Raw genomic sequence first — 17,898 nt, 5'->3', positions numbered from 1 at the left:
CGATTCCGGTCGAGGAGCGGGAAGCCGAAACTCCGCAGACTTCGGATGTTGCAACAGCAGAGCCTGCGCAAGCGAGCGGATTGCAGGATGATCAGGGAGCACGTACCGCCCAGGTTTCGGCTCGAGTGACGAAGGCTCGGCGAGCCGCGTTCAAGGCAAAACTTGCCCAGCTGGGGACCACGATGGACGCTGAAATCAACAAATGCATCGATGAAGTGCTCGCAAGGTAACTTGTCATCTTGTCGACAAGTTAGGATGTTAACAAGTTGACTTAATTGCGTCTTTCTCTCAATGATCCACTGGCCCGACCCGGCAACAGGCACTCCGATAACCGTCCCTTATGTCAGAGATTCCACTGCATATTCATCGCACCGCTGCGTACTCAGGTCCTTCCCGAAATCGCAGTCAGCGCCGCACCGGAGTTGCACTGGGCGGATTCCCGGCCGGCCTCGGACACCGGCAACATCATCGAGGGACCCCTCTTGCTCGACCCCTCTGGACGTCAAGGGCATGGCTCACTCGCCGTATTCCGGCCGACCCCGATATAGCCGACCCCGATAGATCAGTCCCGGTTGGCGACCTTGGCGGCGCGGGCTGCCAACGCGTCGGCGACGGCAGAGAACTCGGCGATCGCGGCGCTCAGGTCCTCTACAATTTCCTGCGCGATAATCTCCGGCGGTACCCCGTCGTCGGTGTTGGTCAGTGACGGGTCCTTGAGCCATGTGATGTCGAGGTTTGCCTTGTCCCGGGCGACCAGCTCGTCGTACGAGTAGGGCTTGAACCGCTCGGACTCGACCCGAGAGGATCGATCGTCGGCGTTGAACGCCTCGACGAAAGGGGCGAGGTGCTCGTCGCGCAGCGGCCGCTGTTTGAGGGTGAAGTGCTCGCCGGTGCGGAAATCGTACACCCACAGCTTGTCCGTCCACGGTTGGCTGGGGCGGGCCTGCTTGCGGTCGAAGAACAGCACGTTCGCCTTGACACCGCCCGCGTAGAAGATGCCCGTCGGAAGGCGTAGCAAGGTGTGGACGTCGTATTCCTTGAGCAGCCGCCGCCGAATGGTCTCGCCAGTGCCGCCCTCAAACAGCACGTTGTCGGGCACAACTACTGCGGCGCGACCGTCAATGGCGAGCAGTGACGCGATGTGCTGGACAAAGTTGAGCTGTTTGTTGGTGGTCGTGACCCAGAAGTCTTGACGGTTGTAGGCGACATCTTCGCGCTCGGCGCGGCCGCCGTTACCGACGACGGTGATCGAAGATTTCTTCCCGAATGGGGGATTGGCCAACACCATCGACGCGGATAGGGTGGGCTTCGTCGCGAGCGCATCGTGGACGTCGATCACTGGGGCGCCGGTAGCCTGGCCGATGCCGTGCAAGAACATATTCATCGTCGCGAGACGGGCGGTCCCGTCGACCAGTTCGACACCGCGTACGGTCCGACCCTCGCTCAGAGCGGTCCGCTGCTCGGGGGTGATGGAGTTGCCGTAGTGAGCGCCTAGGTACTCGACCGCCGCTAGAAGGAACCCGCCCGTTCCACACGCGGGGTCGACGATGGTGTCCGCTGGCGTCGGGCGCATCACGTCGACCATGGCGTGGATCAGGGTGCGCGGGGTGAAGTACTGACCTGCGCCGGACTTGACGTCCGAGGCGGACTTCTGCAGTAGCCCCTCGTAGGCGTCGCCGTTGAGGTCGCCGCCGATACTCGACCAATTCTCGGACCCGATCAGGTCCACCACGAGCTTCCTCAACAGTGCAGGTTCCTGGATCCGGTTCTGTGCCTTACGAAAGACGACACCGAGGTTGGTGGTCTCTTTTCCGAGCTGGCTCAGGATTCGGCGGTACTCCTCCTCGAGCGCGACACCATCGAGATCCACGAGACGAGCCCAGGAGATGTCGAGTCCCGCCGGCAGGATCTGGACTGGGTTCATGAAGTTCTGCTGGCGCTCGTCCGCCATCTTCAGGAACAGCAGGAAGCTGAGCTGCTCGACGTAATCGATGGCGGAGACTCCGGCATCCCTCAGAACATCGCAGTAGCTCCAAAGTTTGTCGACGAGGCGGCGAAGTTCAGCGGCGTTACTCACCTGTCGAGGGTAGCCGGTGCACTATCGGGAGTAAGGCTTCGGACCTCATTCATGAGCGGCAATGCCGAAGGTCACGAACTTGTCGTACGAGCGGGCTATGTTGTCCAGTTTGCTCGCTCATCGGTGCGCAGACCGCATGGCGGTGCGACTGCGTGCGGAGCGGGTCATTTAGTGGCCGCTACCCTCCGCTGGCGCCGCGATATGGTGCCCGACTGCTCGTCGCGGATTTTCGCGAGTGCAACAGTGGCAGGTTCGTCGGTGTGGTCCTGGTCGACGAGCTCTCCATTGAAGGCCATGCGAAGGAGGGAGCGGCGGAGGGTGGACGAGCGGGCCAACGCAGTGTCAACGGAGATCTTTGCTCTTGTATACGCGTCGTCGAAGTCTTCGATCTCGGCAACGATATCGCGCTGGTCGTCGATGGCGAACACTGGAAGCTCGATCTCCCGGACCTTTTGCTTGTTCAAAGCAGGCTGAACACCGCCAGCACCCGTGTTGCGGTTCTGTTCGTAGCGGCTACGGAGCGAGTGATATACAAACTCAGAAAGGAACTTCGACGAGTCGATTCTGATTGCAGCACAGTTCTGATTGTGGGCGGCTTCGATGTCTAGAATCGCGACTTGGCCACGGGTCTTTCCTTCGCCGATCATTGCCATCATTACGGTTCCTGGTGGGTGAACGCGGGTGCTCACATTCCCGGCGGCCTCGCGTGTGATGCGCTCGCGTGTCGTTGAAATGCGATTGAATGCGACCTCGCCGCTAGAGACCCATGGGAAGTCTCCGTTCCAAAAGGTGGGGTTTGCTCGTGATGGTGTTGCTCCAACGAAGACCTCGCACTCGTCACCGATTGTGCTGGAGGCGAGAACTTCTCGGCTGCAAAGGGTCGCATTGAGGTAGAGGGCGCGGACGAGCCGCAGTCTGGCCCGTGCGTTCTGGAGTGTCTGGTCCGCGGCGTCCAAGCGGGAGAGGTGGTCTTCGAGTGCCTCGACGATGCGGTGCTGCTCGGGGAGCGGGGGGAGGGGAATTGGGAGCCCATGGAGCTTCGCTGTGTCGAGCGAAGCGACTGTTGTTCCGGCCTTTCGGCAAGCATGCAGAATGACCAGTTCTTGGGATTGCAGCGTGTACAGCAACCATTTCGAATCGACCGCAGCGTGCGGTGCAACAGCTTTCATGTCTTGATTCATAGTCGTCGCAAATGGGACCAGCGATACCGGAACTCGGCGTTCCAGGATGCCGGATCGCACCACGAGCGCCACACTGTTCGCTGGCACCAACAAGGTCGCAGAGCCAGCTACTGCGGCGTCAGTGATGTGATCCTGAGTATCGACGAGCAAGCTCATACCCATGTCCTTTGGGGATAGCCACGGGATCGTTCCCGATTCCCAGAACTCAGGCTTCCGCTTGGAGGGTGTTCCGCCACCAAACCATTGGCCGAGTTCCCCAAGCGTGGCCCATCCCCACCCTGTAGGCAATGCCCGCTCCGTCACGCGATCAGCTCCGTGTTCAACTTGTTCAACAACTGCAACGCAGCCTCTCTGCTCGTGATCTTGAAGTCGGCCGCGAACCTCTGGCTGCCGCCGAGGTCGCTGAATGGGATCTGGTCGAGGTCGGTAATCTCCACGGCCACATTGGTTTTCACCACATCCACGATGGTTCCGAGCCAGCGGCGCTGTTGGTCGGTGTACTCGACGCCCCGCCGCTGCTGCTCGATCAGCCACGACTTGAGCCGGTCCTCCACTTCGGAGGCGAACGGCCGGATTTTCGAATCGTCCTGTGCTCCGGCGTCCTTGGCAAGCTCGAAGCGCAGGATCGACACCAGGTCCGGCACCTCAACCTTGTGGTCTGGGTCGGCTAGCTCGCCGAGGTCGGCGTACGCGCGCCACAGTGTCTCGATGCTGCCGATTGCGGGCACCCGCGCCACCTGCTCGGCGAGGGCCTTGAGCTCGGAGTACGTTGGTCGGCCGGGCGCGCTGCCGTGCAGTACCTGCAGCACCGTGATCTCGTCGCGGTGGTCGGCCAGGTACTCGCGGAACGAGCGGACCGGCTCGTGCGTGCCCTTGCCGTACGCGACGCGGTTGGTGCCGAGCAGTGTGTCCGCGTTGACCTGATCGAAGATCAGGTCCTTCTTCCGGCGGATGTCGAGTATCGCCCTGCGCAGCTCCGGGTTGTCTGAAAGTGGGGCGACGCCGTCGTGAATCTGCTCGGCAACTTCCGCTTTCCCGCCGCGCTGCTCGGCATCCAGTACGGCATCAGTATCGCTGGCGTTGGCGATCCGCTTCGCGATCTCGCGTAGCTCGACGCCGTCCGCGACTTCAGCCAGCTCGGCGGACTCCACGGGGTCGAGCTGTGAGGCCAGTTTCGCCAGCCGCACCGCCAGGCTGGAGGCCTCGTCGGGTGTGATCGTCAGGGTGCCTGCCTTCTGTAGCAGCTTCTCCAGCGAGACGGACGGGTCACGTTCCATCGGCGTGGCGTCCACCAGGGGCGACTCAGTGACGCCGACCGCGTCGATGATGACGAACCGGTCCTTCTTGAAGCCCTTGGCAACATCCGGGGTTAGTGCCGCGTAGTCGTCCGCCCCGATGATCCTGGAGCCGCGGCCCTTCATCTGCTCGAAATACACCGCGGAGCGCACCGACCGCAGGAAGAACACGCACTCGATGGCGCGCACATCGGTGCCCGTGGCGATCATGTCCACCGTCACCGCGACTCGCAGCGACGGGCTGTTGCGGAAGTCCTGCAGTAGCCGTTTGGGGTCGTTGCCCTCGCTCTTCGACTTGTAGGTGATCTTGGCGGCGAAGTCGGCGCTCTCGTTGAAGACCTCGCGCACCTGCTCGACGATCATGTCTGCGTGCGCATCGGTCTTCGCGAAGATCAGTGTCTTCGGCACCGCTGACCGGCCCGGGAAGATCTCGGTGTAGAGCCGGTCGCGAAACGTTGTAAGTACCAACCGGATCTGGTCCTCGCTGATCACGTCCCGGCCGATCGCGTTGCCGGTGTATGAGAAGTCCTCCTCGAGTTCGAGGTAGCGCTGTGCCCGGGTTCGGCGGTCGCGCACCGGGACGACGGTCTTCGCGTCGATCGTGGCCCCCCGTTCGGTGATCTCCGTGCGGATCTTGTAGACGTCGAACGGGACGTTGACCCCGTCGATCACCGACTCCTCGTACGTGTACTCGCTGACCAGGTTCTGATCGAAGAAGCCAAGTGTCTGCTTGGTCGGGGTGGCGGTCAACCCGATGATCGGGGCGTCGAAGTAGTCCAGCACCGCGCGCCAGCGCCCATAGATGGAGCGGTGGCATTCGTCGACGATGATCAGGTCGAACGCCTCCGGCGGCACCTCCGGGTTGTAGACCGCGTCCACCGGCGAGTCCGGCTCGACGGGGTCGCCGTCAACGTCGTCGTCGATATCCGCGTCGGGTAGGTCCTTACCCTGCAGCATCAGGAACAGTCGCTGGATGGTGGAGATCGCGACGTTCGTCGATCCGAGGACGGCGTGGCCGCCGAGGCGCTGCACGTTGTAGATGTCGCCGAAGCGGCGGCCGTCGTCGATCGGCACATAGTTGTCGAATTCGGACTGGGCCTGCTCACCCAGGTTGTTGCGATCGACGAGAAACAGGATCTTCGAGGCTCCCGCATGCTTGATCAGCCGGTAGCTCGACGTGACGGCGGTGAACGTCTTGCCGGCACCGGTGGCCATTTGCACCAGACCGCGTGGGCGGTTATCGGCCAGAGACTTCTCGATACCCTCGACGGCTTGGATCTGGTTGGGGCGCAGCCCCTTCGGATCGAGATCCGGAAGGTGCTGCAGGCGAGCGCGGAAGGTCGGCGCGTCGGGACGCTCGTCGGCCTGCTGCATCCACGCTTTGATCGTCTGTGGCTTGGCGAAGGTGAAAATCTCCCGCGACCGCGGTTTCGGGTCAAGCCGGTTGGTGAACCGGGTCTCCGCACCGGTGGACTCGTATAGGAACGGCAGCGGCTTGCCGCGCCTCCAGGCCGCGAACTGATCCCCCTTCCTCAGCCCCGCCGAGTACTTCGCGGTCTGCTGCTCGACTCCAACGAGCGCGGTGCCCTCACGTTTGGCCTCGATGACGCCGACGATCTTGCTGTCGACATACAGAAGGTAGTCGGCATAGCCGGTTGCGAGGCGGAACTCGCGCACCGCGACGCCGACCCCCGCGGACGGGTTGACATCGGCGTAGTCCTGGACCACCCAGCCCGCCGCGGTGAGCTGGGCGTCGATGATGCGGCGTGCCTGCACCTCATTGAGCGGGGGACGGCGACGGAATGCCTTGGAGAAGGAGCTGCCGGTGGCAGCCGACACCTTCGCCAGTTCGCGGGAGGCGAGCGCGCCCGAGTCCTGCAGCGCCGCGAGCTGCTGCTCGAGTGCAGCCAATCGCACGGCGACCGTCATCTCTCGCTGCCGAGCGTTCGCGAGTTCCACCTCCGCGGCCAGGCGCGCCTCTGTCTCCGCCGCCTGGGCGGTCTTAGCTACGTCGAGCACGGTCAACGTCTCGGTCAGTTCGGTCTGCGAGGCGGCGAGCCGGCGGTTGATCGTGTCGAGCTGAGCCTGATCCCCTGCCTCGACGACCTGTGGCGGCGAAGGGGGCCGCGGCGCGATGAAGCTGCGGGGCTTCTGATCGTCGGGGGACAGAGCGAGCCTCAGCAGGTTGCCGAGCTGCCAACACTGCTCCACCGACCGCAATGCGAAGCGGACGTTGAAAAGGTGACTGTGGGTGGCCTCGTTGCCGATCTTGCGGATGTCGTGCAGTGCGTCAGCGGCGGCTTGGGTGAGCACCCCCGCGCGTTCGAGGGCCTTGATGCGGTCGATCTGCTTAGATCCGTCGGATCGGGTGCCGCTGCGCCGGATCAGCTGCTCGGCGAGCACCTCACCGAATTGGCGGCATTTGATCAGCGCGCCGTTGGGGTCGGTGTAGACACTGGACTCGGCGCCAGCCCCGTAGATGGTGAGCAGCGGTTCGATCGGGGCCAGGGATCCGAAGTTCACCGATTCTCGGGCAGCGTCGAGCAGTCTCGGATCTACGGTCGACATTCGGCTCCCCTACGTGGTGTTGTTCGCAGGCAGATCCTAGTGGACCCGCCGGTCCGTGACCTGCATCGACACCGTGATCGACGAACGGGTCTCTGAAATCCGAGCCGCGCTCAAGTCACCACCTGATCGCCGTCCTGCGCCAGTTAGGGCTCGATGCCGTCGATCGAGATCTTCCTGAAGGATGCTTTTTCGACACCATCAACGCCCCCGCGGACTTGGGCCGGGCACCTCGTGGCCAGATCATCATCGGCTATCGCCGCAGGCACTGAGCACGCGATGGCTTTCGAACGACGGCGTAGTCCACCCCCCGGCGCACCTCCGCGTCTCATTACCTTGGAATTGAGACACCCGGCCGTTCGGGTGTGAGATCGAGCTTTGCCCCAGCTCGTCGTGTCTCAGAAGTACGTACCAAAACTAGCGTCCCAAGATTGTTCAATGAGATAACTTATGAGACGGTTCGGGCATGAGCACAGTGACCCGCACCGGACACCTCGTCGGCTATGCCCGTGTCAGCACCGGACACCAGACCCTCGACGGACAACGCGACACACTCAACGCCGCCGGCGTGGACCGCATCTTCGACGACGTCATGTCTGGCACCCGCTCGGACCGGCCCGGTCTAGCCGCTGCTCTCGACTACGTCCGCGAAGGCGACACCCTCGTTGTACCCGCCCTCGACCGTCTGGGTCGTTCCTTGGTCGACACGATCAACACCCTCGACGCATTGCGTAAGCGGAGGATTTACGTCCGTGCGCTGCGAGAAGGCATCGATACGTCAACCCCCGCCGGCCGCATGGTCGCCGGAGTGTTCGCCTCGCTCGCCGAGCTTGAACGGGAACTGATCCACGAGCGCGCTGCCGTTGCTCGGGAAGCCGCGAAGGCACGCGGTAAGCAGACCGGCCGTCCGAAGGCGCTCTCGAATGAGCAAGTGGGTGTTGCTCGTCGCATGCGCGAGAGCGGAGAGTCAGTCGCGACGATCACCAAGACGCTAGGCATCTCTCGGGCAACATTCTACCGCGCAATGTCCGACTAATCGGCATGCATTTCACCCGTCAGAACCGCCTTCAGCACACTTTAATATTTTCTAATTTGTTGGTAATCAATACTTTTGGAGATAAATACCTGCACTATGACAAACTGAACCTAGTGCATCAGCATGACTGGCAGCGCGCATTACTTGCACCGGCATACTTGCGCCGGCAGTAGGCACGCGAGGACAACCTCGGCCACTGGTGATGATCGGCACCTACAACCCGACCATTGGCATCGAGCACGAGGCTGGATCGGCCGGGCCCGATTGGGCGATGCCCAGTTGCGGAAAACCCGAAAGGTGCCTACGCACCCAACCCATTACCGTCCGAACCAATCGGCCGAGAAGAGCAGAGTTCCGGCATCATCGATCATTCAGCGCTGATACTCATGTGCTCTTTTACCATATCGACTGAAGCACAACATCTCTCACTACCTCGCCTTACATCAAGACGAACTCACTGGGTTATCGATCCACTCAACAGGCCGTCTCGCCTCACTGAGTTGGATCCCGAAACTGAGTTGGTTCCCGAAGCTGGTAGAAAACTCGCCGACGATTCTGGGTGAAGACGTCCTCCTGCAGTCGTGTCGAGGGAACGACCAGCCCTACATCCTGCAGGTTCTTCAAACCCACCTTTCGAGTATCCACCGACAACCCATACCGTTCCTTGAAATTGCTAGGGCTGATCCAAATTCCAGTACCTCGACGACTCGGCGCATCTTCCGCCAACAGAATCAGCAGCATAGCCAAACCTGGACCTTTAAGCGTTTGAATAGCGCCGGCCTTCCACCACATCGCGTCCACCCTGAAGTAGAGATGTTGCTGCAGTTCAGCGGCAGGCGCCTTGCGCCGGCGCGCATAGTTGTAGGCGCGATTAGGTGATTCATAGTCAAGCCCAGTCCCTGCGTCGTCCAACAGGAAGACCGTGGATTCCTTACCTGGATGACGCTCGATACGGACCAAATTATGACGCTCCAGAGCGTTCAGCGCTTCTTGGACACGCCTCGCCCCGTTGATATCGGGAGAGGGGAGGTTCCACAACCGCGCAATGGCTGCCGCCTTGATGTTTGTGCTGTACGGCGGAGCTGAACATCGCCAGATCAAAGAGAGGAATGTAGCAACCCGAACCCGCCCTCCTCGCCCCCCTCGCAAGAGTAATGCGAGGGGCGGCTCCGCAACCCCTTCAGCTAAGCCAGATCGAACGAAAGCTGTCCGGACTGGTACCTGTGAGCGCTTGCTCCGCTCTTCGAACTCAGCGGCCACATGTCGCGAGTCCTCTGTCGCTGCAAACATCGAAAACCTCCGCCAGCATGTAGTATAGAAGTGTTAAGTAGTATTTCCTTAGTAGATGGTACTACAGCAGCTATACAGGTGGTAATAGCTCGACGTATAAGGGCTAATAAGAAACATGCGATGGTCTCAAAAAAGATCTTGAGCTGGACCGATTTGCCAACCGCCCAATTGGCGCACCACTCGCCGGTGCTGGGTTCCAAGTTGCACAAGGTCGCACTCTATGGTAGAGTTATCTCCAGAGTCGATGGTCCACGCAGAAGTCGTGGCACAGCTTGGATTGGCGCTGAGCCCCTCTTTCGGGAATGCGCCCCGAGCCCTTCGACTCCAGTGTGTTTCGTGGTCAAGTCGACGCGTCGACTTGACCACGAAACACACGCATTAAAGGACTGCCGGGTGAATGGCCCTGGGTTCAAAACCAAACAGTCCACAAATCGTCAGGTCGCGGGTTCGAATCCCGTCAGCTCCACCATTTTCATGGGGCTGTAGCTCAGCGGTAGAGCAGGCGAGTGACACACAGGTCTGGAGTGCACCGTGATGGTGCACTCCAGACCTGTTTTACCCCTCATTGGGGACATGACGCAGCCTCTCGACAGATCAAACGAAAAAGAAAGCCGCCGGCACCTGATGGCCTCCGGAGGCTTCGCAAGGCCGGTGTCCGTCTTGCGCCGATCATGCACTTGGTTGGGATGCCGGTACGTCCGACACGATATTCCGCAGGGACTGGGGAACATTGGGAGACGACCCGGCGTAACTCGATCGAGTCAGGGCGCGCTCTTGAAGGGCGTGATGGAAAACATGCGGCCACGTATTCTCTTACTTCTCTGGAATGTCCAAACGACCCAACCGGAGCGATCCTCGACGCAATCAAGATGGCGCACGCACTCGTCTCATGAACCAACAACCAAGACTATCGGGCCGATGATCGTCAGTCTGTGGACTTGGGGTGCCCAGTACCAGCGGCTTTGATCCACAAGGTACGGCGGGCGATGTCGACGAGATACCAGAGTCGCCCGCCTGCGGTGACTTCGTACTGCCATTGCTCCATCGTCGTTCCACCGTGTGCGGCAGTCGCGAGGGCACCTTTGAGTTGGTGATGCCGCGAAGTCGGCGCAGGGGCATCGGGTCGCTCACGTAGCTCGCCCCAGGCCGTCAGGGTGTTCGCCGGCGCCTGCTGGCACAGCGCGTCCCAGCCTTTGACCGCCTCGGTGGTAGCGAACCGCAGATCCCACCCACCGGTGGGATCTGCGGGTGGAGCGACCCGGTCACCGCGTTTGGGACTCACGAAACAACCGGCGCTGCAACGACTCCCAGATCTTCATCAGTGTCGGCCGCTAAAATCGCCGCCAGCTCCGGATCGGCCATCACCTCTGCTGTGTGCCGCCACGCTTCGATCACCTGAACCACCGGGGCTGGGTTGTCGAGCGATTCCGCCGCTCGCAGCGTCGCCACCAAATCGACCACGAACTCCTGCACTTCCGACTTCGAGAGGAAGGCCACCCACGGAAACACCTCGGGCAGCACATCGGTGACCAGCTCACGCACTCCGCCGTCGCGTTGCATCAACGCCACGAACATGCGAGTCGTCACCGACGCCGCCGTGTGCTCAAGTTCGGCCCGCGCTGCCGTGGTCAACACGAGATCTTCGGCGTCTCGCCGCCGCACCAGTAGCGACTGGGCCGGGGACTTCCGCAGTCGCTCGATCGTCGCCTTGCCCTGCAACTGCAGTTCTGAGAACGTCACCTCATACACACCCATACATTAAAACTACTTCTAAAGTCACACCTTGTCGAACCTACCCTTGACTCAAAAACTTGAAAACTGTAAAACTTTAAAGATAAAGCGTTTAAGTGAATAGAGGAGAACCTGTGCACAAGATCGAGATCGATGACGAAATATTCGCACTGCTGCAGCAGTTGGCCGTGCCGTTCGTGGACACACCCAACTCCGTATTACGCCGAGAACTACTTACGGCACAAAAGGATTTGCCGCCCGACAAGTCCGAGCCGACTGATGCGGCAGCCACACAATTCACTCCCGTACTACACAACCGGACCGGCGAGTTGATGCCGTACATCACCTCCGGGAAGATTCGGCCGGACGACATCCTGATCTACACCAAACGCAACGGCGAAAGCTATCGCGGCACCGTAACCAACGACGGATGGATCCGGGCCAACGGAAACACCTACGTCTCGCCCTCCGGCGCACTCAAGGCATGTCTGGGGCACGACGTCAACGGATGGAAAACCTGGACACATCAACGAACGAACCGCCTCTTGGACACGTTCCGAAAGTAAGTATCTCCTGCCTGATCGACATGAAATCAAGTGCAACAACAGGTTCCGATCGAGATATATGTCGGTGGCCGCTGCCATGATGTCGACATGGACCCTCGCGATGAACCGTTGACCGTTCCCGACGACTGCGTTCGATGGTGCGGCGCCCGCGATCACGGGCTAGCGGTGCTCGACGACATGACTCTCGTCGACCTCGACTGGTGGAACACCCGTCTCGATTGCCACCAGATTCCGGTGAGGATCGCCGGCCACGACCGAGACGGACACCAAATAGACACTGGGACAGCCTATTTGAGTCGAAGCGATCTTCAGCGTGAGAGTTGCACCCTCGAATTCGGCGGCCGGCGGGATCTGACCGCTCTCTACCTGTGCGCGGCGTGGCTCTACGCCCATCCGCATAGGGGTCGGGCGCGGCGCTTCGTCGACGTCCGCACCCCGAGCACACCGGAGCAGCCGTTCCGGGTCATCACCGAAGCGTTCGCGGCGTGCGAGCGATCCCCGTCGCTGACCGATGCCGGTCCGTTCCGGCAATGGTCCGGATGGCCGAAAGCCCCCGGAGTCGGTCCGTCACTGTTCTCGTTGTACTGCTGGGCCACCCACCCCGACAACATTCAGCGACCGCAACTTCTCGATCAACAATCCGTGTCGAGTCTGATCCAGCACGGCTGGCTGGAGAACCCGTCGGTCCCCCAGTTCACCGTCGCCCGCTACACCCGGTACACCGACCTGCTCCATCACTGGGCCGCTCAAGCCGGCACCACCGCCGAACTCGTCGAAATGTGGCTCACCCACAGTTGGCGTGCACAGATCGCGGACGCCGACAAGTTGCGCCGCGGTCACCGCAACATCGCCTGAGTCCGCACCCGTCGAGAGCATCGGAAAAGGACTGTCGCCCCCGCATCCCTGGGCAGTCTCAGCCAGCGGGCGGGAGTGCGGTCTCTGCGATGCCCTATCGTCGACGGATGATCGAATCGAGTGCATCGGCGAGGGTGATGCTCTTCTGCAGCAACTGCATGAGCAGTTGATGACTGTGCTCGTCCATCGTGCGGCCCTCCACCGCCATGATCGGTGCGAGCGCGGCGATCTCCGAATCCGCTTGCGCCTCGGTCAAACCTCGCTGCATCGCCACTCCCCTCTTCTCGTTCCGCTGATCCAGTCCTCCATCAATCGATGGTGTGGATCCATCCCGCCACCATTGCGGCCCCTGAGGGGCTCGACAACGAGCCCTGCCATCCTCCATCGTCGCGTGCTGATCCCACACCATTTTCGTGGGCTCCACCGGCATGGAGCGGTACTACCGGCAGATCCGTGCCCGGAACGGCCCGGCTTCGAGCATCCGCCGACGCCGGCTTAGACGTCGGCGACATGGTTTCGTTCGGCCGCGATCTGCTCGGCGGCTGCCAGTTGCACGCACGCCCGAGCGAGTTGTTACTCCCCACTCGGCCGTCCGATCCTCGCGGCCGGGCCGGGGCCGTTCGTGGCTGACACGGGCATCCACAGAACCATGCACAGGGCCGGGCGGTCTGGGCCTGCCCAGAGTGAAACGAGCACCGAGAAGGTCATCGACGCCAATCGGCCACCCGTCGTCGATTTCGACCGCGCCGGGACGTTTCCCATCCTCGATCCGGTGCAACAGCAGTGCCCGACTGGTCCCTGTCCGGCGGGGCGGCCGCGCGGACGGAGGCCACCTCGGACGGGCGTTGTTCAAGTGCCATCACGAGCCCATCCAGGGGTATTCGTGGGCGGGTTCATCAGCATGGACGAGCACAGCCACGACCTGTCCACGCCACCACCCGTCGACCCTTTTTCTTGAACGGATCGGTGCTTCTCGCACCCGCACCCGCACCCGCACCCGCAGCGGCAGCGGCAGCGGCAGCGGCACTATTGACGGACGTTGACGGTACGGATGAGGTCCGCCACAGCGCGCCGTGTTCGGTCGTGTCGGGGGTCGTGGGTGAGTTGGCCGGTGCGCACTCGTTCGGTGAGTGCGGTGATCACTTCCGCGCAGGCGCGAGGACTGCCCAGCACGATGGGCACCGCTGTTTTCGGGTCAGGCGCGGCGGGGCTTTCGGTCCGGTAACTGATCAGGCCCACGGCATGCGGGGGCACGGTTCGGCGGAACGTCGCCCGCAGGTCGTTGATGCCCCGGTACAGCCGGTCGAGGTCTGTGAGGGCGACCTCGTCGGCAACAAGCTTGCGTTGCAGAGCGCTGAGCACCGACAGTGCCGCGTCGATGTCCTCGGCCGCGCGGGCCGCCGCGACGGTCGCGCTCATCCGCTCCTGAACCGGTTTCTCCACCACTCGCGTGTGGTCGCGGATCTGCAACCCGATCGCGCCGCGTTCGGCGGCGCGACGCTCTTCGGAAGCGAGTTTGCGGCACCGATCCGAACACCACCGGGCCGGACGGCCACGTGGCTTGATGGTGACCGGGTTACCGCAGCGTGGGCACACGTTCGGATCCATTTCGTTAGCATAAAACATTTCGTCGCTCGAAAACATTGTCAGTCTTGTTACCTGAATGCAAGAGGTGTGTGGCACCTGTGATGTGCGAGAAAGAACATTCGGGATAGAGGGAGGTAGAGATCGGTAGACGCGTGCAGAAGCACGTTGACAAGCGAGCACGGCCGGGGGAGCAGCGCAGGACGGAGAGTGGGGTCGAGGGCTGCGGGAGGTAAGCCGGGAACGGCACACGAGCCCCGTAGGTTCATCGCCTCGCTGCCGAAGTCCGGAACGGCGTCCCCCGCCCTCGAAAAACATTTCGTCGCACGAAAGTGCGCCCACGCAGTCTGAAATTCAGCAAGAGGTATGTCTGAAATATGGGTGTGTCGTCACTGTCAGTGACGTTCGTTGCCGTGGGCCGTTTTCACGGAGTAGTTCGTTGTCGGCAGGTGGTGCGATGCTCGGAGGTGTGCAAGAAATTCGGGTGAAAGTCAGTCGATGGGAATCGCGTCGACTGTGATGGCGCGCCGGCACCCGAGCACCGGGGTTGGTGCTCCACATCGAGGGATACAGCACCCCTACCCAGACCTACCGAACTCGTGATCTCGACAGCGCCCGCGCAATGGTCCTCGACTACCTTGAGGTGATCGGCGAGCCGGTACCGCCCGATATCGCCATCTGTTGGATCGAGACCGGCGCATAGCCGAGCACCCTCGGCGGCCGGAATCGAAGAACACCGGCACAAGGAACGCAGAGGCGCCTCACGGCTTCGCAGCAGAAACCCAGCGTTGGGCGGGCGCGGATGGTGATGGCGGAGACGACGTGTGAACGATTCACCGACGAATACGATTCCGCACGGCCTGCACCAGATTCTGTCGAGCCGCTCTGCGCGTGACGGACCGTGGCCGAGCTCTCTGTTCGACGGTCATCGAGGTGTCGGTTTCTCGTTGCCCAGCGCAGCGCCCCGGACACCGGGACGCGGCCGGCAGGCCGCAGGTAGCCGACTTAGGGCACCTAAGTTTCGATCTTGCTCCGCCACGCCGCCGACGAGCTCCGCGCGATCGCTCGTGCACCCACCCGACCAGGACGGATTCCAAAACCCCGGGGTTTTGGAATATCTTGCTCCGCTCGACTGTCCATCCACAACTCCACGTACGGTGCAAGATCGAACACTCGGCTTCTCCACTTCGATAGCCCGGCAGCTCTCCAGAGCCCAATCCGGCAAATTCTTTGTAAACGTAGCTCTCTGATGGAGGAGTAGGGGTGCGGATTTGGAATGGAGGCCGGGATACCTGATATGGCTTCGGCACGACGGACCCGAATAATTTTCTATATGGCTTCGGCGTGTCGGACCCGAATAGCAAGCATGCTGCTGCACGCTGTCCCCATGGACACCTCGGGGGCACTGCTACTCAATGACACGCAGTGGGCCGACGAGGTACTCCTCCCACACCGCCCCTACGCGACGAACTACCTCGATCGTGGTCAGTACCGGATGAACCGCGACGACGCCCTGACGATGCGATACGTCGAGCACTCCCCCCATGCACTGCTCGGTTCGATCGTCATCGACTGCGATCACCCCGACGCCGCGATGCGTGCCTTCGAGAAACCCTCGGACCATCCCGCCCCGAATTGGGTCGCCCAGTCCCCCTCCGGACGCGCGCACCTGGGCTGGTGGCTCGGACCCAATCATGTCTGCCGTACCGACTCCGCCCGGTTGACTCCCATTCGCTACGCCCACCGCATCGAGACCGGGCTCAAGCTCTCCGTCGGCGGTGACTTCGCCTACGGCGGGCAACTCACCAAGAACCCCATTCACCCCGACTGGGCAACCATCTACGGCCCGTCCACTCCGTACACCTTGCGGCAACTTGCCACTATCCACACACCCCGTCAGGCGCCCAGACGCCCCGACCGCGCCGCCGGCCTCGGTCGCAACGTCACCATGTTCGATACCGCCCGCAAATGGGCGTACCCGCAGTGGTGGCATCACCGGAACGGCACCGCCGATCAGTGGTTGCGTCTTGTCCTGCAGCACTGTCACGCCGTCAACACCGAGTTCGCCGATCCCCTGCCTTTTGTCGAAGTCCGGGCGACCGCTTACTCCATCGGTAAATGGATCTGGCGCAACTTCGACGAAGGCGCCTACCGCGCACGCCAAGCTCACCTCGGGAGCAAAGGCGGCAAAGCCAGCGCCAAGGTCATGACACCTGCAAAGATCGAAGCAAACCGGAAACGCGCCACCAAATTCGACGAGAAGGCAATGTTGGAGGCGATCATCTAATGCCCGGAGCGAAGAACCCTGTACGCCGCAAGATGACGGCGAGAGAGGCTGCCGAACAGTTCGGTGCTTCGACAAGGACCATTCAGCGTCTGTTCGCCGAGCCGCGGGACGAGTTTCTCGAGCGCGCGAAGGTACGCCGTGACCGCGTGGTGTCGCTACGAAACCAAGGCATGAAATACCGAGACATCGCCGAGGAAATGGACATCACCATCGGAGCCGTCGGACGAATACTGCACGACGCCCGCAAACTCGAAGAGAAGGAAAATCCGGTTAGTGACGCCTGCTGAGCCGTCCCTGTGGCGCCGAACTCTGTGCAGCGGCACGGCAGGCAGCTGGCGGCGTACCGCTGCAGTATCCGAGCGCGTTACTCCACACCACCTATTACGCACTCAACTTCCTCGACCGTGGACATCCGAAGACGTTTCTTACGAGTTGTCAGCTTCTCAAATTGTTAACAAGTTGAAATGATAACTAGAGGGCAAGTTAACAATTTGATAGTCTCAATCGCGAAATCAGCAGGTAGAAGCCGGTATTTATCACCGATTTGAGGGGACATATGACAAGGACTATCGCGTTCGCCAACCAGAAAGGTGGCGTCGGAAAGACAACGACAACCGTGAACATTGCCCGGGCGGCAATCACGGACCATGGCCTCAAGGTGCTCGTCATAGACGCAGACCCGCAGGGCAACGCAACGAAAGTTCTCGCTCCCGAGCATCAAGGCTCTTTGGACTGCTCACTCGCAACTGTCCTCGACAAGGCGAAAAGCACTCCGATGTCCGATGCAATTGTGGCTTCAGAATGGGTCGGGCTAGATGTTGCCCCGGCCGGCAGTGACGATCTTGCCGATGCGGCGCAGAGTTTGGTCACCATGAAGGCTGGCCGCGAGAGCAGACTCAAAAGAGCTATCGCGGAGATTGCGGATCGGTACGACCTCATCCTGATCGACTGCCCGCCGAGCTTGGACCAGTTGCCGATCAACGCATTCACTGCAGCGGACGCTGTAGTGGTCGTCGCGGAACTCGGACAGTTCGCACTCGACGGTCTGGATCGATTGCTCGACACGATCGAGATCATCCAGGAGTACACCAACTCTGATCTGAAGATTGTCGCGACGATCATCAATGATGCCCAGCAGACGAAGCGGATGGAGCACTGGCGAAGCGAACTCGGAAGCATCCTTAAGCAGCTTCCTGTTCCGGTGCCAGTTCTCGATCCCCCGGTTCAGCGGGCAACCTTCATCGCGGAAGCGCAAGAAGCAGGTCGTGGACTAGACGAATGGGGATCCGCCAAGGCTTCCGTCCTTCACCAGACTTACGTCCAGTACCTGACGACAATCCTGGACTCGATGCGAGAAGGGGAAAACTGAGATGGCGAAACCGCAACCGCGTGCGACCAACCTGAGCACCCGCCGTCACAGCCGACATCCTG

General features: G+C 61.5%; 16 protein-coding genes. 8 read left to right on the top strand and 8 right to left on the bottom strand.

Annotation, left to right across the window (positions count from 1 at the left end):
• Positions 1 to 230, top strand: a 230-nt coding sequence (locus ABH922_RS28325) for a hypothetical protein (RefSeq protein WP_424810357.1), incomplete at its 5' end; no start/stop codon positions are given.
• Positions 231 to 562: 332 nt separating this feature from the next.
• Here the strand turns inward: ABH922_RS28325 and ABH922_RS28320 are convergent.
• The 3 genes from ABH922_RS28320 to ABH922_RS28310 form a co-directional block, all read right to left on the bottom strand.
• Positions 563 to 2,077 (bottom strand): N-6 DNA methylase, encoded by a 1,515-nt coding sequence (locus ABH922_RS28320; RefSeq protein ID WP_424810356.1) that lies wholly within the window; start codon positions 2,075 to 2,077, stop codon positions 563 to 565.
• A 164-nt stretch (positions 2,078 to 2,241) separates the two neighbouring features.
• A complete protein-coding gene (locus ABH922_RS28315; RefSeq protein WP_424810355.1) occupies positions 2,242 to 3,561 on the bottom strand; it encodes a restriction endonuclease subunit S in 1,320 nt (439 codons plus the stop codon).
• Positions 3,558 to 7,121 carry a DEAD/DEAH box helicase family protein gene (locus ABH922_RS28310; RefSeq protein WP_424810354.1) on the bottom strand — a complete coding sequence of 1,188 codons (3,564 nt, stop codon included), beginning with the start codon at positions 7,119 to 7,121 and terminating at the stop codon, positions 3,558 to 3,560. The genes ABH922_RS28315 and ABH922_RS28310 overlap by 4 nt, the downstream gene beginning before the upstream one ends.
• A 463-nt stretch (positions 7,122 to 7,584) precedes the next feature.
• On the opposite strand from ABH922_RS28310, the gene ABH922_RS28305 reads away from it, so the two are divergent.
• A complete protein-coding gene (locus ABH922_RS28305) occupies positions 7,585 to 8,154 on the top strand; it encodes a recombinase family protein (RefSeq protein WP_424810353.1) in 570 nt (189 codons plus the stop codon).
• A 492-nt stretch (positions 8,155 to 8,646) separates the two neighbouring features.
• Here the strand turns inward: ABH922_RS28305 and ABH922_RS28300 are convergent, their stop codons facing one another.
• The 3 genes from ABH922_RS28300 to ABH922_RS28290 form a co-directional block, all read right to left on the bottom strand.
• Positions 8,647 to 9,255 carry a hypothetical protein gene (locus tag ABH922_RS28300; RefSeq protein WP_424810352.1) on the bottom strand — a complete coding sequence of 203 codons (609 nt, stop codon included), beginning with the start codon at positions 9,253 to 9,255 and terminating at the stop codon, positions 8,647 to 8,649.
• Positions 9,256 to 10,369: 1,114 nt separating this feature from the next.
• Positions 10,370 to 10,726 carry a hypothetical protein gene (locus ABH922_RS28295; protein WP_424810351.1) on the bottom strand — a complete coding sequence of 119 codons (357 nt, stop codon included), beginning with the start codon at positions 10,724 to 10,726 and terminating at the stop codon, positions 10,370 to 10,372.
• On the bottom strand, positions 10,723 to 11,199 hold the full coding sequence (locus ABH922_RS28290; RefSeq protein ID WP_424810350.1) for a hypothetical protein: 477 nt from the start codon (positions 11,197 to 11,199) through the stop codon (positions 10,723 to 10,725). The genes ABH922_RS28295 and ABH922_RS28290 overlap by 4 nt, the downstream gene beginning before the upstream one ends.
• Positions 11,200 to 11,309: 110 nt before the next feature.
• Here ABH922_RS28290 and ABH922_RS28285 point away from each other — a divergent pair, with 110 nt between their 5' ends.
• Positions 11,310 to 11,741 carry a hypothetical protein gene (locus ABH922_RS28285; RefSeq protein WP_424810349.1) on the top strand — a complete coding sequence of 144 codons (432 nt, stop codon included), beginning with the start codon at positions 11,310 to 11,312 and terminating at the stop codon, positions 11,739 to 11,741.
• A gap of 87 nt (positions 11,742 to 11,828) precedes the next feature.
• Entirely contained in the window at positions 11,829 to 12,596 is a 768-nt protein-coding gene (locus tag ABH922_RS28280) for a hypothetical protein (RefSeq protein WP_424810348.1), read from the top strand.
• Between the two features lie 94 nt (positions 12,597 to 12,690).
• Here ABH922_RS28280 and ABH922_RS28275 read toward each other — a convergent pair whose 3' ends face one another.
• Both ABH922_RS28275 and ABH922_RS28270 read right to left on the bottom strand, forming a co-directional pair.
• The gene (locus ABH922_RS28275; protein WP_424810347.1) at positions 12,691 to 12,864 is read right to left on the bottom strand and encodes a hypothetical protein; all 174 of its coding nucleotides are present in this window, start codon (positions 12,862 to 12,864) and stop codon (positions 12,691 to 12,693) included.
• A gap of 758 nt (positions 12,865 to 13,622) precedes the next feature.
• Complete coding sequence (locus tag ABH922_RS28270; protein WP_424810346.1) at positions 13,623 to 14,204, bottom strand: hypothetical protein; 582 nt, start codon at positions 14,202 to 14,204, stop codon at positions 13,623 to 13,625.
• Between the two features lie 526 nt (positions 14,205 to 14,730).
• Between ABH922_RS28270 and ABH922_RS28265 the strand changes: the two genes are divergently transcribed.
• The 4 genes from ABH922_RS28265 to ABH922_RS28250 all read left to right on the top strand — a co-directional run bounded on the left by ABH922_RS28265 (position 14,731) and on the right by ABH922_RS28250 (position 17,836).
• A complete protein-coding gene (locus tag ABH922_RS28265) occupies positions 14,731 to 14,883 on the top strand; it encodes a hypothetical protein (RefSeq protein WP_424810345.1) in 153 nt (50 codons plus the stop codon).
• Positions 14,884 to 15,546: 663 nt separating this feature from the next.
• Positions 15,547 to 16,467, top strand: coding sequence for a replication initiation protein (locus tag ABH922_RS28260; protein ID WP_424810344.1), 921 nt, complete (start codon positions 15,547 to 15,549; stop codon positions 16,465 to 16,467).
• A complete protein-coding gene (locus ABH922_RS28255; RefSeq protein WP_424810343.1) occupies positions 16,467 to 16,754 on the top strand; it encodes a sigma factor-like helix-turn-helix DNA-binding protein in 288 nt (95 codons plus the stop codon). Before ABH922_RS28260 ends, ABH922_RS28255 begins: the two co-directional genes overlap by 1 nt.
• Before the next feature lie 269 nt (positions 16,755 to 17,023).
• Positions 17,024 to 17,836, top strand: coding sequence for a ParA family protein (locus ABH922_RS28250; RefSeq protein WP_378377697.1), 813 nt, complete (start codon positions 17,024 to 17,026; stop codon positions 17,834 to 17,836).
• Positions 17,837 to 17,898: the final 62 nt, after the last annotated feature.

The sequence above is a fragment of the Rhodococcus sp. 27YEA15 genome, from assembly GCF_049739425.1.
Classification (GTDB): domain Bacteria; phylum Actinomycetota; class Actinomycetes; order Mycobacteriales; family Mycobacteriaceae; genus Rhodococcus_F.
This window is presented reverse-complemented; position numbering and strand designations above follow the sequence as displayed.